Annotated in this window: 15 protein-coding genes; 10 read left to right on the top strand and 5 right to left on the bottom strand. The window is 69.7% G+C overall.

Features of this window, described 5'->3' with window-relative positions; all coding sequences use genetic code 11:
* Positions 1-49: 49 nt before the first annotated feature.
* Complete coding sequence (locus ACZ4AA_RS21415; protein WP_467604457.1) at positions 50-952, bottom strand: LysR family transcriptional regulator; 903 nt, start codon at positions 950-952, stop codon at positions 50-52.
* A gap of 188 nt (positions 953-1,140) precedes the next feature.
* Here ACZ4AA_RS21415 and ACZ4AA_RS21410 point away from each other — a divergent pair, with 188 nt between their 5' ends.
* Positions 1,141-1,434, top strand: coding sequence for a DUF1330 domain-containing protein (locus ACZ4AA_RS21410; RefSeq protein ID WP_467604453.1), 294 nt, complete (start codon positions 1,141-1,143; stop codon positions 1,432-1,434).
* Positions 1,435-1,620: 186 nt separating this feature from the next.
* On the opposite strand, the gene ACZ4AA_RS21405 is transcribed toward ACZ4AA_RS21410, so the two are convergent.
* Positions 1,621-3,048, bottom strand: coding sequence for an alpha/beta hydrolase family protein (locus ACZ4AA_RS21405; protein WP_467604448.1), 1,428 nt, complete (start codon positions 3,046-3,048; stop codon positions 1,621-1,623).
* A gap of 159 nt (positions 3,049-3,207) precedes the next feature.
* Here ACZ4AA_RS21405 and ACZ4AA_RS21400 point away from each other — a divergent pair, with 159 nt between their 5' ends.
* From ACZ4AA_RS21400 to ACZ4AA_RS21390, 3 genes are all read left to right on the top strand, one after another.
* Positions 3,208-3,846: a TMEM175 family protein gene (locus ACZ4AA_RS21400; RefSeq protein ID WP_467604446.1), complete on the top strand. Its 639-nt coding sequence runs from the start codon at positions 3,208-3,210 to the stop codon at positions 3,844-3,846.
* Positions 3,847-4,032: 186 nt separating this feature from the next.
* Positions 4,033-4,449: a hypothetical protein gene (locus ACZ4AA_RS21395; RefSeq protein WP_467604443.1), complete on the top strand. Its 417-nt coding sequence runs from the start codon at positions 4,033-4,035 to the stop codon at positions 4,447-4,449.
* A gap of 351 nt (positions 4,450-4,800) precedes the next feature.
* A complete protein-coding gene (locus ACZ4AA_RS21390; protein WP_467604439.1) occupies positions 4,801-5,091 on the top strand; it encodes a hypothetical protein in 291 nt (96 codons plus the stop codon).
* Positions 5,092-5,259: 168 nt separating this feature from the next.
* Here ACZ4AA_RS21390 and ACZ4AA_RS21385 read toward each other — a convergent pair whose 3' ends face one another.
* The gene (locus ACZ4AA_RS21385) at positions 5,260-6,399 is read right to left on the bottom strand and encodes a PucR family transcriptional regulator (RefSeq protein ID WP_467604436.1); all 1,140 of its coding nucleotides are present in this window, start codon (positions 6,397-6,399) and stop codon (positions 5,260-5,262) included.
* Between the two features lie 87 nt (positions 6,400-6,486).
* Between ACZ4AA_RS21385 and ACZ4AA_RS21380 the strand changes: the two genes are divergently transcribed.
* From ACZ4AA_RS21380 to ACZ4AA_RS21360, 5 genes are all read left to right on the top strand, one after another.
* Positions 6,487-7,542: a ferredoxin reductase gene (locus ACZ4AA_RS21380; RefSeq protein ID WP_467604432.1), complete on the top strand. Its 1,056-nt coding sequence runs from the start codon at positions 6,487-6,489 to the stop codon at positions 7,540-7,542.
* A 7-nt stretch (positions 7,543-7,549) separates the two neighbouring features.
* The gene (locus ACZ4AA_RS21375) at positions 7,550-8,668 is read left to right on the top strand and encodes a fatty acid desaturase family protein (RefSeq protein WP_467604427.1); all 1,119 of its coding nucleotides are present in this window, start codon (positions 7,550-7,552) and stop codon (positions 8,666-8,668) included.
* A gap of 147 nt (positions 8,669-8,815) precedes the next feature.
* Positions 8,816-9,214, top strand: a complete 399-nt coding sequence (locus ACZ4AA_RS21370) for a YunG family protein (RefSeq protein ID WP_467604424.1) — start codon at positions 8,816-8,818, stop codon at positions 9,212-9,214.
* A 270-nt stretch (positions 9,215-9,484) separates the two neighbouring features.
* A complete protein-coding gene (locus tag ACZ4AA_RS21365) occupies positions 9,485-11,155 on the top strand; it encodes a hypothetical protein (protein WP_467604420.1) in 1,671 nt (556 codons plus the stop codon).
* Between the two features lie 4 nt (positions 11,156-11,159).
* Complete coding sequence (locus tag ACZ4AA_RS21360) at positions 11,160-11,291, top strand: hypothetical protein (RefSeq protein ID WP_467604415.1); 132 nt, start codon at positions 11,160-11,162, stop codon at positions 11,289-11,291.
* 87 nt (positions 11,292-11,378) lie between these two features.
* Here ACZ4AA_RS21360 and ACZ4AA_RS21355 read toward each other — a convergent pair whose 3' ends face one another.
* Positions 11,379-11,744: a darcynin family protein gene (locus ACZ4AA_RS21355; protein ID WP_467604411.1), complete on the bottom strand. Its 366-nt coding sequence runs from the start codon at positions 11,742-11,744 to the stop codon at positions 11,379-11,381.
* Complete coding sequence (locus ACZ4AA_RS21350) at positions 11,734-12,651, bottom strand: NAD(P)H-binding protein (RefSeq protein WP_467604407.1); 918 nt, start codon at positions 12,649-12,651, stop codon at positions 11,734-11,736. The genes ACZ4AA_RS21355 and ACZ4AA_RS21350 overlap by 11 nt, the downstream gene beginning before the upstream one ends.
* A 109-nt stretch (positions 12,652-12,760) precedes the next feature.
* On the opposite strand from ACZ4AA_RS21350, the gene ACZ4AA_RS21345 reads away from it, so the two are divergent.
* Complete coding sequence (locus ACZ4AA_RS21345; protein WP_467604402.1) at positions 12,761-13,702, top strand: LysR family transcriptional regulator; 942 nt, start codon at positions 12,761-12,763, stop codon at positions 13,700-13,702.
* The last annotated feature ends 172 nt before the right edge of the window (positions 13,703-13,874 follow it).

Raw genomic sequence — 13,874 nt, 5'->3', positions numbered from 1 at the left:
TCTTCGGCCTCGCCACCGCAGGTGTCCGTCCCACTTGACCTCTTGCGCGTCAGTCCGGCAGCCAATGCAGCTCGTGCGCCAGGGATTTGGCGACGGCACGGATGCGGCGGTGTAGTGGCGACTGCTCGCGGGGGAGGACCAGGTGGATCGTCAGGCTGGGCGCACCTCGCAGCGGTCGCCAGGTGAGACCGGCCGGTTGTGCCGTGGCCGCGGCTTCTCCGGCCGGGGCGAGGGTGACCCCGTCGCGCAGGTCGCCCTGAGACATGTCGAAAGAGACTGCGGGCGTGTGGAATCGGGGGTGTGGTCGGGTGTCTCGGAACAGTGCGGACAGCTGATCGTGGATCACGGGGTTGGCCGCACGGTCCGGGAGTCGCAGCGGATACGCGGCCGCGTCGGCGATCTCGATCTCCCGGTGTTCGGCCAGCGGATGGGCCTGCGCCAGCTGGACCCCGATGCGAGCACGCCGCAGCAGGAACCGGCGCACGTCACGGCCCGGTTGTTCACCGCGGGTGATCCCGGCATCTATGCGGCCGTCGGCGACCGCGGGGGAGATCTCCGGTGTCGCCATCGGGACCGCGCCGACCTCAAGTCCGCTGTTGTCGCGAATCAGCCGGTCCACCAGGGCCGGTGCCGTCTCGGCCCCGGCGCTGAGGCTGTATCCGATGCGCAGCGTGCCCAGTTCACCGGCGGCCGCGCTCCGGGCGGTGTCCCACGCCCGGTCCAGCGCCGCCAGCGCGGGCGGCGCGGACTCCGCCAAAGCCGCACCGGCCGTGGTCAATACGACGCTACGCGTGTTGCGGACCAGCAGGGCCGTACCGAGTTCCGCTTCCAATCGGCGTATCCGGGCGCTGAGTGCGGGCTGTGCGATACCGATCCGTGCGGCGGCGCGGGTGAAGTTCAACTCCTGCGCCAGCACCAGGAAGTACCGCAGGCTCACCGTATCCGGCGCCACGGGCCCTCCCTGCGGATTGATAACGATCCGTTCTGAGACTATCCCGTATCGGTCTTTCCCTCGATCGCGCATCCAGCTCTAATCTGCGCGTATGACGATTCAACTGACCGCAGTACCCGTCGCCGGGATCGATCGATCGATGTGTCCATGCGAAGTCGGACGTGTCCGGTCCAACACCGGAGGTTTCCATGGCTAAGGGCTACTGGGTCAGTGTCTACCCCGCCATTTCCGATCCTGAGAGGCTGACCGCCTACGACAAGCTGGCCCGTCCGGCTGTCCAGGCTGGGGGCGGGCGCCTCCTGTCCCGTGGCGGTCGAGTCGTCGCCCACGAGGCCGGAATCACGCAACGCGTCGTTCTGATCGAGTTCGACAGCTTTGAACGGGCCGTCGCGGCATACGAGAGCGAGGCATACCAGAAGGCGCTGGTGGCCCTCCCCGACGGCGTCGAGCGCGACTTCCGCATCATCGAAGGCACCGACTGACCGGCGGGCCGGTCATCGTTGAGTGTCCGTCACCTGGCGGCGAAGCGCGCCGCCGTGCGGAAGCGCTCTATGGGCCGACCGAAGCGGGCAGTTGGTGCATAGTTGGTGTCAGGCCCCCGCGCGGCCCGCGATGCGATCGCTGACCCTGCACAGCGGTCGTTCCGGGGGGAGGCCTGACTCGATCGGCTAGCCGCGGTGGCCCCGGCCCAGGGTGTCCTCCAGCCAGTCGAAGACCACCTCGCAGTGCTGTTGCGGCGCCATCGGCGAGCAGTGCAGTTGGGCGCCGGTGGCCGCCCGCATCAGGCGGAACTCCTTGCGGGTACGCAGCAGTTCGAAGAACGCGTGCGGTTGGCCCGGGTAGAAGGTCTCGTCGTCGTAGTCGAGGACCAGGGTGGGGCACTTGATGCGGCCCACGATCCGGGTGATGTCGAGTGCCATGATCCGCTGGGCCGGTGTCCAGAAGTCGGTGAAGAGACGGCCCTGCCGGGCGGCGAGCATCGCCGGGATCGAGAAGGGCTCGATGCGCTTCTTGAGGACGAACTGCTCGGACGGCGTCAGCCCGGGGGCGATCTCCTCGTTCCAGATCCGATTGGTCTCGGCCTTGTCCGGCGTCACGATGTCCCGGAGCTCCGCCGGGAAGCCCAGCCACGGGGAGAGGCAGCCCGGCAGCGCGGCCAGAGCCGCGATCCGGTGCTCGAAGGCCGCGGCGCGTGGTGCGAGGTCACCGCCCATGGACAGGCCGGTCAGCGCGATCCGGCGGGCGTCGACGTCCCTGCGGCGTTCCAGCCAGTCCACGAGCGGCGAGACCACCTGCTCCCAGCGTGGGCTGAAGACGAGTTGGTCGACGAAGAGCAACTGGCCCTGGCCCGGGCCGTCGTAGACGAGCGCGTTCCAGCCGCGGGCGAGCGCGGCGGAGACCCCGTAGGTCCACATGTCGACGTTCGGGCCGTCGCTCCCGTTCGTGAGGATGACGGTCGGCCGGGGCCTGCCCGAGTCGTCGGGGCGGAAGAACCAGACAGGAATCGAGGTCCGGCCCTGGTACGGGACCTGGTCGGTGATCGCCGCCGGCGTGCACAGCCGAGCGAAGGTGTCCCAGGACCGGCGCCCCGCCAGATAGGCCTTCTTCTCGTCGCCCGGGGTCTTCGAGCCGAGCACGAAGAACAGCGCCTGCCCGTAGTACTGGGCGGCGCGCAGCGAGTGAGCGCGGTGTGTCTGCTCGTGGGGCGAGGCGGTGGCCGTCAGCCGGTCGCCCCAGCGGCGGAACTCCGCGGTATAGGTCTGCTCGCTCGGCCCGGCGGCGTTGATGGCGTTGACGGCGGTCAGCACCTCCCCGACCTCGGCCGCGCCGAACCCGGCACCCCCGAGCGCGAGCAGCGCGTTGAAGTTGAGCCCCGGGTCCGCGAACAGCTGCATGGCACCGGGCGTCGGCGACGCGTCGCCTGCGGGAGCCGGGGCCGGACGATGGGCGTCGCGCGCTGTCGTGGACACCGGTGCCGAGCTCGCCGGTGCGGCTGACGCCGCGGACAGCGCGACGGTGCCCGCCCCTGCCGCGAGCCCGGCGAGCGCGCCCCGTCGGGTGAGCGTCTGCGCATGGTCTGTGTACGCGTTCGTCATGAGATCGAACGTAGGAGCAGGTCTTGCCGCCGACCGGGCCGCCGCTCCCGACGGTACTTCGAACGGACCCCTGGGAGCGCCGGAACGGCTTCCCGCGCCGCGAGGGAGAAGAGGGGCAATCTGGGTTTTTCCGGATGCTTGCTCCTAGGGTGGGGAGTTGTGGACCGCCATCAGCGAGCGAGGGACGACGAGGGGAGCGCGGCGCGGCTCCTGGCGCTGTCGGACGGTGTTTTCGCGATCGCGATGACGCTGCTGACCCTGGACATCACGCTGCCTGCGGGGCTGGACCCCGCCGGGTTCGAGCTCGCGCTGGGGGATGTGACGCCCAATCTGTTCGCTTACGCCATCAGCTTTCTGGTCATCGCGGCGTTCTGGCGGGGTCACCACGAGATGTTCCGCCTCACGCGGGAAGTGGACGGGACGGTCATCCGGCTCGGGCTGCTGAGCCTGGGGCTGGTCGCCCTGATGCCGTTCCCCACCACCCTGCTGGCCGGGTACGGGGATCGGCCGCAGTCGGTGGCCGCCTACTCCGGCGCCGTCGCGGCCGTGGGAGCCTCTCAACTCGCGCTGGCGGTCGTGTTGTGGAAACGCCCGTGGCTCAGCAGCGAGGCGCTGCCCGACTCCGTCGCCCGCAACGATGTGGTCGATCTGGCGTCGACGGTGGTGGTCTTCGCCATCGCGGTGCCGCTTGCCTTCGTGTCCCCGACGAGCGCGAAGTGGTGGTGGATGGTGCTGATCCCCCTCAAGGTCGCGACGGGGAGACGCGGCAGGCGCCTGCGCGCGGCCGGCCGACGTTGAGCCGGAGCAGCCGACCTTGGCGCTTGGCAGCCGGACAGGGCATGGCGTTCGTGGCTGTCGGTTCGCCTCGTGCGGTCGGTGCGGGAGTTCCGGCGGGGCGGTGCCGATGGGTTCGCGTACGACGTCGTCGGCGCGTTCGTCGTACGGGTCTGGTTCGCTCGCGGACGATGCGTACCCTGTCGGACCATGTGCTATCACGCGTTCAACGGCGCCTTCCGGCACTACGTGTGCGTCGCGTGCCGGCTCGCCTTCAAGGGCAGCGCGTGGCCGATCCGGAAGCGTATCTGTCCTGGCTGCCGTGAACAGCTCGTCTTCGCCGGCTACGACTTCGCCGCGCCCCGGCGACGCGACACGAAGGCATGGTCCGTCGTTGCGACCGTGCTCGCGGAGGGGCTGACCTACGATCACCGCCCTGGCTGCGGATGCTCGCGGCTCCCCTCCTTCCGGCCTCGGAGCCGAGCGCAGGTGCGTGTCCGGCGACACGCGGCCGAGCGGCTTGGTCTGCCCCTGTCGGTGACCCTCGCTCGCCGCGACGCCTTCACCTCGGAGAGCCGCGACGAACAACCCCCCTCGCCGTCGGCCGTGAAGCGCGACACGGCCTGAGCGTCACGTCGACGCGACATGACGGCGCCTGCCACCGATGCCCCGGATGTGGTCGAGAGACCAGGTCCGACGCACACGATCCGGGAGGCCTTCCCCGCGAGTCGTGGGCGTACCGCAGAATGCGGAACTTCCGGACTGCGGGCAGTCACCGCGCGAGGCTGGCCCACTCCACGTCGACGCCGTCTCGTGGCAGACATGCGCAGGGCCGTGTGTGGGGGCCGGTGGCCGCCGTTCGGATCATCCAAGGCGACCGTTCAGGTGACTGCCGGCCGCCTGATGAGCCAGGCAGCCGTCGCAGGGGTACGACGTCTCGACGGAGCACGAACCCGGAACGCCGTGAGGAGCTTGGCGATGTACGCAGCAGTCCGGCGGTACGAAGGGGTGACCGATTCGGCCGAGGCGGCACGTCTCGTGAACGAGGGGTTCGTGGCACTCATGCGCCAGGTCTCCGGCTTCGTGGCCTACTACTGGATCGATGCCGGGGATGGAGTGATGGTCTCGACGAGCGTCTTCCAGGACCAGGCCGGTGCCGAGGAATCGATCTCGAGGGCCGCGGATTTCGTGCGGGACAACCTTGCGGCACTGCTCCCCAACCCTCCCCAGGTCATGGCCGGCGAGGTGGTGGCTTCCGCGGGACGGTGAACGCGGCTTGACATGAGTCGTCCAGCCGCGTTGGCAGCACCGACCGGATCGCGTCCCACCTCCGCACGTGGAAACCCTGACCAGCGCATACCTCGCGGGCCCACCGGTCTGCACGTACAGCGCCAATATCGGCGGACGCAGTCGTGGACTGGAAGGTCGACCTGCGCGTCAGCTGCCGCGAAGACCGACCGCCAGTGTCAGTTCGAGGACCCGGTGCGGCGATGCGAGATCCGGAAACAGCTCGCGCAGCTGCGTCATCCGGTACCGGACCGTCTGGGGATGGACGAACAACGCCGCCGCCACCTCGTCCCGCCTGCCCTGGTGCAGCAGCCACTCCCGCAATGTCTCCTCCAGCCGCCGTGCGGTCGTGACGGGCAAGGCCCGCAGCGGTGCGAGGGCCCGGGCACGCAGGTCCGCGAACGCGTCCACGTCGGCGCTCAGCACCAGCTCGGGCAGGTGGTCCTCGGTGTCGCGAATATCGGAGGAGAGGGAGCGCGCGCGTACGGCTCGTGCGTACGAGGCGGACGCACGGGTCCATGGCCGGGCCGGGCCTACCACGGCGGTGCGGCCGGTCAGCTGCCGCAGGAGATGTGACCGGTCGGCATCGGGGACGAGCAGCACACCGGTGGCGTCCGGCAGATCGTCGAGGACGAGGGTGCTCGGGTCGAGCGCGCGGTAGGCGGGCCGGGCCTGGGCGGCGGGCAGCAGGACCGCGGTCAGTGAAACCGGAGGCTGCCACCCGGCCCGTTGGACAGAGGTCAGCAGCACGTCCGGGCTCGCGCCGGCGAGGAGGTCGCGGGCCAGGTGTTCCAGGTGCCGCTCGTGATCCCTGCCCCGGGCGGCCAGTTCGTCGGCGTGGCCCGCGGCGCTCGCGGCGGAGAGCTCGTCGATGTAGGCGAAGGTCAGCTCGGCGAACTTGGCGACCTCGGCGGCGGGCAGACCCGCAGGTACGGCACCCGCCGCCAGGCATCGCCAGGCGACGCGGGCGCCGACACGGTAGGCGCTGAGCAGGGCGTCCATCGAACGGCCGTCGCGCACCTCGCCGCGGCCCAGCTCGTAGGCCGCGTCACCCCCGTCGCCGCCTGCCGCCTCCCCGCTCGCGAGGTCCAGGTAGTGCCCGAGGGCGGTGCGGACGGCTCGGCGGATGGTGCCGCCCATGCTGCCCGAAAGGGCGTTGGCGTAGGAAGGGACCTCGTCGATGATCGCCTGGACGACCTCGTCGGCGGTGGTCTTCAGCGCGGCCCGAAGTACGGTGACCGTCGTCTCGTCCAGGGCCAGCTCGCTGGCCCTCCGGGTTACATGGCTCACGTTCTTATTCCCTGCGAACAATTCCGTCGATCAGATTCACGTCCTACGGTCAGGACTTTACGCCCTGAGACGCAGCAAGCTGGGGCCATGACGAGTACAGCCCTCCGCAGCAGGGCGTGGAAGCTGCTGGAGATGGTCACGACGCCGCTGCTGCCGTCGGACTACCTCGACCTGGTCAGCCCGCTGCGCGCGGGCGCCGACCTGCGGGGGCGCATCGAGGCCGTGCACCCCGAGACGGGTGACGCCGCGACCATCGTGATCAGGCCGGGACGGGGCTGGCGCGGCCACACAGCCGGTCAGTACGTGCGGATCGGGGTCGACGTCGACGGCGTGCGCCTGTGGCGTGCCTACTCCATCACCTCGCCGACGAACCGTCACGACGGCCGCGTCACGATCACCGTGAAGGCGATCCCGGACGGCAAGGTCAGCAACCACCTGGTCCGCGGGGCGAGACCGGGCACGCTGGTCCAGCTCGACCATCCGACCGGTGACTTCGTACTGCCGCAGGCCAGGCCCGCCAAGGTGCTCTACCTGACGGCCGGCAGCGGCATCACGCCCGTGATGGGCATGCTGCGCGACAGCGAGCTGGATGACGTCGTCATGGTCCACTGTGCGCCGCGGCCGCAGGACGTCATCTTCCGCGACGAACTCCACGGCCTGGCCGCGGACAAGAAGCTGCGGCTCACCGAGGTGCACACCGACACCGACGGCATGCTCGACATCACCCGTCTCGGCGAACTCGTGCCCGACTGGACCGAGCGCGAGACCTGGGCCTGCGGGCCCGCGGGCCTGCTCGACGCCGCCGAGAAGCACTGGAGCGAGCACGGCGTACCCGAGCGCCTGCACACCGAACGCTTCCGCCCCGGCATGGTCGTGGCCGGCGACGGCGGCGAGGTCACGTTCAGCGTCACCGGCAAGAGCGTCGACGCGGACGGCGCCACGCCGTTGCTGGACATCGGCGAGGCGGCCGGCGTCCTCATGCCCTCCGGGTGCCGCATGGGCATCTGCTTCGGCTGCGTCACCCCGCTCAAGGCGGGCGCCGTCCGCGACCTGCGCACCGGCGAGATCACCGAGGCCGAGCCGGGCGTCCTCATCCAGACCTGCGTGTCCGCCGCGGCGGGCCCCTGCGACATCGAACGGTAGGAGCACCTTGACCGCCATCGACCCCACCGCCCACCTGACCGCGGAGCAGATCGAGGAGCTCGGCCGCGAACTGGACGCGATCCGCGACGAGGTGATCGCCGCCCGCGGCGAGAAGGACGCCGCCTACATCCGCAAGGTCATCTCGGCGCAGCGCAAGCTCGAACTGGTCAGCAGGGGAGTGCTGCTGTTCTCGCTCTTCCCGCCTGCGTGGGTGCTCGGGACCGCCGGTCTGTCCGTGGCCAAGATCATGGACAACATGGAGATCGGCCACAACATCCTGCACGGCCAGTGGGACTGGATGCGGGACCCGAAGATCCACTCCACCACCTGGGAGTGGGATCACGTCTCGCCGTCCGAGCAGTGGAAGCACTCGCACAACGAGCTGCACCACACGTACACCAACGTGATCGGCAAGGACAACGACCTCGGCTACGGCATCATGCGCGTCGACGAGGACCAGAAGTGGCACCCCTTCCACCTCGGCCAGCCACTGTGGAACTTCCTCAACGCCTGCTTCTTCGAGTACGGCATCGCGGCGTACGACCTGGAGCTCGGCAAGAACCTGCACAAGCGCCGCCGCAAGAGCCCGGAGTTCCGCGAGCGGGCCAGGGCCGTGGGCCGCAAGATCCGCAAGCAGGTGCTCAAGGACTACGTGATCCACCCGCTGCTGTCGGGCCCCTCGTTCCTCCCCACGCTCGCCGCCACGTTCACCGCGAACCTGGTCCGCAACATCTGGACCCACTCGGTGATCATGTGCGGGCACTTCCCCGAGGGCGTGCAGGTCTTCGAGCGCCGGTCGATCAGGGGTGAGACGCGCGGCCAGTGGTACCTGCGCCAGATGATGGGCTCGGCGAACATCAGCGGCAGCAAGGCCATGCACTTCATGACCGGCAACCTGTCGCACCAGATCGAGCACCATCTCTTCCCGGACCTGCCGAGCAACCGGTACGCCGAGGTCGCGGTGAAGGTGCGCGCGCTCTTCGAGAAGTACGAGCTGGAGTACGTCACCGGGCCGCTGCCCAAGCAGGTGTTCTCCGCGTGGCACAAGGTCTTCCGGCTCTCGCTGCCGAACAACAAGCCCAAGGTCAAGACGCCGGACCGCGAGCGGGAACTCGTCGCGGCCTGATTCCCGGTACGGGTTCAGAGCTCCAACAGGCGGCACTGCCGGGCTCGGTGGGCTCCGACGCGGACGATGTTCGTGCTGGTTTGCCACGACCGGGCTCGGTGACCCTCCACCGGCTGTGATGTCGGTGGAGGCTGGGATGCTGGCAGCATGATCCCGTGGAACCTGCTCGACCTGGACCGTGCCTTGCGAGCGAGCTGGGCCGCCGATACCTGCTCGCCCGACGATCAGCCCGAGTGGCAGTCGGGCAATCCGGCTTGGGGGCATTGCGACATCACTGCCCTGATCGTCCATGACGTCTTCGGTGGCGACCTTATGCGCGGAGAGGTGCACCTCGACGGGAACCAGCGCGGCTTCCACTGGTGGAACCGGCTGTCCACCGGCGTGGAACTCGACCTGACGCGTGAGCAGTTCCAGCGGGGCCAACGCGTCATCGCGGCCTGTGTCGTGGAACGCCCGCCGGGGCCGCTGCGCCGCTGGGAGGAGTACCTGCTGCTGCGCGAGCGCGTCGTCGCGCACCTCGGGAGTCTTCCGGAGCCGGCGATCTGAACGGCCTCGATCAGCTCGGCCGGCTCAGCGGCAGCACGCTCTGGCCGCACGGTGGCCGTCGTTCACCACGATGTCGCCTCAGCTACAGCTGTTGTCCTGACAGCGATTCGCTTTGCTCCGCTTTCGCGGTGATTTGCCTGAGGCAGAGGAAGGGCGGGGCACGCACCGCGTGACACATCGAGTTCATACAACCTTTGCCCGCGCTCGGCGATCTGAGTGGGCGATCGGATTACCGGTCCGCCTCAATGTAAGTCCGCCGAAGGAGCACCCGTGCCGAGACCTCTGCCCCGTAAGGCCCTCCGGGCCAGTGCCACCGCCTTCGCGACGGGCCTGCTGGCCCTGGGCACGCCCTCCCTCGGCCAGGCCGCGGAGACCGCGCAGACACTGGAGTTCACGGTCTCCGAGGGTGGCAACCCGCTACAGGTGGAGCCGTATCAAGGTCACACCGCCATCGCCTACCTGCACGCTCGCAACACCGGGTCGCAGCAGTTGACGGACTTCACGGTGACAGTCGACGCCACGGCCGTCAAAGGCCAGATGAGCCTGGAGCCCCCTGCCGACTGCGTCGAGAAGCAGCAGTTCCTGTACGTGTGCGACGGCGAGAAGCTGAACTACGGCAAACCACTTCAGCCAGGCGACGTCATGCATGGCCTTACCCTGCGATTCCAGGCCCTCTCGACCGCGCGTCCCGGTTTCACGGGCGACGTCCGGATCTCCGCCGAAGCCGGTGACACAACGCTCGGCGGGACGACGCTCAAGGCGGAGGTGCCGGACATGGGCCCGCTCCTCGACCGGAGCACCCTCAGCGGCATCAGCCTGAAGACCGGCGAGACAGTGCGTCCCGAACTCGGCTTCACGAACTTCAGTTCCCGGCCCTTGAACGGCGTCTACATCGCCATGCGCGTCGGCCAGGGGCTGTCGTTCGGCAAGGAGTTCAGCAACTGCGAGTACGGCCGCATAGGGCACGCCGGCGCCGGCGTTGGGGCTCGCTGCTACGTCGAGACCCCGGTCACAGCGGGTGGCTCCTACGACCTCGACGACTTCTCGGCGAAGGTCGGCAGCACCGCGAGGGTCGAATGGTGGTCCGTGGCCGTGTACGGCACGACCGACGGATACGACTACAAGAACCTGAATCTGACCGACGTCCACCGTGGCACCGGGCGGGCGTTGGAAGTCACTCCCCGGGCCGACGGCCCCCAGCCGTTCAAGCTGAACTACGGGACCGGCTGGGTCTACACGAACAACCCCTTCGACCTCGAAGCGCTGGGGACCACCGTCCACGGCACGGCCGGCCAGGTGGTCGAGGCGAAGCTGGGCGTCCGGAACAACGGGCCCGCCTCCATCGAGCAGTACGACCGCGGCGAAGGCCCCATGGACGGCCCCTCCTCCGAGGCCCACGTGACGATCCCACCCGGCACGACGGCGGTGAAGGTCCCGCACCTCTGCAGCTCGGACGACGACCAGAACCCCTCGGACAACGACAGGCACTGGGGCAAGCCTGGCGGCAGGCATTACACCTGTTACCAGGACCCGGACGACTCGTACTTCGACGCCGGACAGCTCACGCCGTTCGTGTTCGACCTCCGCATCGACAAGCCGGCCGACCTCGCACCCGGTTCCATCAAGGTGACGCTGCCGAACCAGGACAGCAACACCAAGGACAACACCGCGGCGATCACGGTCACCGCCGGGGGCTCCCAGGGCCACGGCTCAGGCTCCTCCTCCGGCTCCGGTTCCTCCTCTGGGAGCGGCTCCGGATCCGGCGGCACCTCCGGCTCCGCCTCGGCCGGCTCCGGCACCTCGGCTTCGGGCGGTACGGGGCAGGGCTCGATGGCCGACACGGGCACCGGCGCGCTGCCCTGGTACGCGGCCGCGGCGGCCGCGGTCGCCCTGATGACGGGCGGCACCGTGTCCGTCGTCGCACGGCGCCGCAGAAACTGAGAACGTGGACTGGCCGGTCGCCCGCGCCGCTGCGATCGCCTGGCACGCGGTGAAGGCGGCAGAGCCGCTCACGGGCGTGTCGCTGGAATCCGAGCCGCACGCGGGTACCGGCATCACTCCGCTGAACCTCACCTGACCAGCGCCGCCTCGGACGAAGGGGGCCGCTTCCCGCGGGAAACGGCCCCCTGCTCACGCTGCCTGACCCTGGACTTGTGTAGGAGCGTCAGGTGGCGATGGTGGTCACCGGGTCCAGGCCGTAGGTGTGGGCGTAGCCGTTCTCGGTACCCACGAGCAGGTCGACGACGTCGAAGTAGCGGTCCCAGAAGGGGGTTTCGCGCAGCGCGTCGATCAGCAGCCGGTAGGCGGCGTGGTCGTCCGCCTCCCAGACCCAGACGTCGGTGACCCGCGCCGAGTAGAACTCCGTGTCGTAGAAGCGGGAGCGGACACCGCGGGTGCGGGCCTCGATCACCGGGACGACCTGGGTGGTGAAGGCCTGGACGCGTTCGGCCACGGTCATAGCCAGCCACTCGGGCGTGGTCTTCACCAGCATGAACGCGGTGACCGGCGGCTCGGTTCGGTCAACGGACATCGGCTGCCTCCGGTGTGGCGAGAACGGCGGGCTTGAGCGTCTGCGCACACCACTGCGCGAATCCGGTGGCCGGGCTCGCCTGCGGCGAGCGGTCGATGCCGGAGTCCAGGCCCTGGTCCTTGGCGCGCTTCATGTCGACCATGCCCTCGACGAACGCCTCGCTGAGGCCGTAGCCGAGCAGGGTGGACCGCAGCTCCTCGAGCGGCTGGCGCCGGTAGCGGACCGGACGGCCCAGCTCCTGGGTCATGATGCGGGCCAGGTCGTCGGGCGACAGGTCCTGTGGGCCGAGTACCGGAACGCTGTCGACGCCGCTCCAGGAGCGGTCCAGCAGCAGGCCGGCCGCCGTCGCGGCGATGTCGGCGACGGCCACCAGCGGGGCCGGACGGTCCGCAGCGACCGTGTCGGTGAAGACGCCGTCGTCGCGGATCGAGTCGGCCTCCTCCAGCAGGTTCTCGAAGAACGATGGGTTGGCCAGGGCCCGGTAGGCCACGCCGGAGTCGGCGATCAGATCGTCCATGGCCAGGGAGGCGGTGACCAGCCCGGCCCGGGCGGCGTGCGGGGTGCCGCGGCCGAGCGCCGAGACGCCGACGACATGGCCGACGCCATGAGCGGCGAACGCCCGCACGGCCGGGCGGGTGAAGCCGCTGTACGCCTCGTCGGGCGTGACCGAGGCATCCGGCGGCACCAGCCAGAAGACGGCGTCGGCCCCGGTGAAGGCGCGCTCGACGGTCGCGGCGTCGCCGTGCGAGCCCGTGACCACCTCGACCCGCTCACGTACGGCCTCGGGAAGCCGGGCAGGATCGCGGACCACGACGCGCAGTTCCTCTCCGTGTGCGGGTGCGGCCTCGACCAGCAGGGACAGCAGCCGCCGGCCGATGTTCCCGGTGGGTGCGGTAATGACGATCATGAAAACCTCGGTGTCTGTGTCGGATCTGTGCGGCCCCTTCATCGTGCGGACGCCAACCGCATTGCCACAATGGGAACTTCAGCATCCAATCATTGCCCGAAACGGAATAATGCCGGTGAGCAGCCCAGTCCCGAATCTCGACGCCAACCTTGCCGTCGCCCTCGACGCCCTGCTGAGCGAGCAGAGCGTCACCCGTGCCGCCGCGCGGCTGCGGACCTCCCCCGCGGCGATGAGCCGCACTCTGGCCCGGCTGCGCCGAGTGCTCCAGGATCCGCTGCTGGTGCGGGCCGGACAGGCGATGGTGCCCACACCCCGCGCCGAGGAACTGCGGGACGAGGCCGCCGCGGTGGTGCGCCGGCTGGAGGCCTTGCTCACCCCGAGCGGCGGGATCGACCCCGCGGCGCTGAAGCGCACCTTCACCGTCCAGGCCGCGGACCTGGTCGGCGCGGCACTGGCGCCGGGACTGCTCGGGCTGGCCCGGCGCCGGGCACCGGGTGTCTCGCTGCGGGTGCTGGCCGAGGAGTGGGAGGCGGGCCCCGCACTGCGCGAGGGCCGGATCGATCTGGAGATCGGAGCCATCGACCACGTCGACCCGGAGACCCGGGTCGAAGAGCTGGTCACGCTGCGGATGGCGGCCGCCGTCAGGGCCGGGCACCCGCTCGCCGAAGGAACCTTGACGGCTGCCCGGCTGGCCGCGGCCGAGCACGTGGTGGTCAGCCGCCGGGGACGCTTCACCGGCCCGCTGGACGCGGCCTTGGCCGAGCGAGGGCTCAGCCGACAGGTGAGTGCCGTCCTGCCCGGACATCTGGCAGCGATGACTCTGGCCGCGGTCGGTGACATGGTCTGCATGGTGCCGACCGCGCTGCCGGGCGAGCCCCCATCACCACTCAGCGACGCGGCACACGCGCTGGGACTGCGCCTGCTGGAAATCCCGCTGCCGTTGCCACCATTGACGATCGGCATGGCCTGGCACCCGCGCCACACCGCCGACGGGGCCCACCAGTGGCTGCGTGGCGCCGTGCGCCGGGTGCTCCGCCCAGCCCGGCAGTAGTAGCCATGGCGAGGTTCCGTGCACATCCGGGCGGAACGGATCCCTTGTCGAGATTGACTGCTAGGGTCGCAGCCTAATACTCCAGCAGCGTTTTGCTATTCCTGCTGGTCAGGGGCCTGATTTTGAGTGTAGTGGGGTGATGTTCCATCGGGTGCGGGTTCGGTGGATGGGT

The organism is Streptomyces sp. NPDC024698, from assembly GCF_055559015.1.
This window is presented reverse-complemented; position numbering and strand designations above follow the sequence as displayed.

Excerpts from the sequence above, each read along its gene's own strand:
- ACZ4AA_RS21390 (WP_467604439.1), top strand. The coding sequence starts at position 4,801 with ATGTACGCAGCAGTCCGGCGGTACGAAGGGGTGACCGATTCGGCCGAG.
- ACZ4AA_RS21350 (WP_467604407.1), bottom strand. The coding sequence starts at position 12,651 with ATGATCGTCATTACCGCACCCACCGGGAACATCGGCCGGCGGCTGCTG.
- ACZ4AA_RS21370 (WP_467604424.1), top strand. The coding sequence starts at position 8,816 with ATGATCCCGTGGAACCTGCTCGACCTGGACCGTGCCTTGCGAGCGAGC.
- ACZ4AA_RS21405 (WP_467604448.1), bottom strand. The coding sequence starts at position 3,048 with ATGACGAACGCGTACACAGACCATGCGCAGACGCTCACCCGACGGGGC.
- ACZ4AA_RS21380 (WP_467604432.1), top strand. The coding sequence starts at position 6,487 with ATGACGAGTACAGCCCTCCGCAGCAGGGCGTGGAAGCTGCTGGAGATG.
- ACZ4AA_RS21355 (WP_467604411.1), bottom strand. The coding sequence starts at position 11,744 with ATGTCCGTTGACCGAACCGAGCCGCCGGTCACCGCGTTCATGCTGGTG.
- ACZ4AA_RS21410 (WP_467604453.1), top strand. The coding sequence starts at position 1,141 with ATGGCTAAGGGCTACTGGGTCAGTGTCTACCCCGCCATTTCCGATCCT.
- ACZ4AA_RS21345 (WP_467604402.1), top strand. The coding sequence starts at position 12,761 with ATGCCGGTGAGCAGCCCAGTCCCGAATCTCGACGCCAACCTTGCCGTC.
- ACZ4AA_RS21395 (WP_467604443.1), top strand. The coding sequence starts at position 4,033 with ATGTGCTATCACGCGTTCAACGGCGCCTTCCGGCACTACGTGTGCGTC.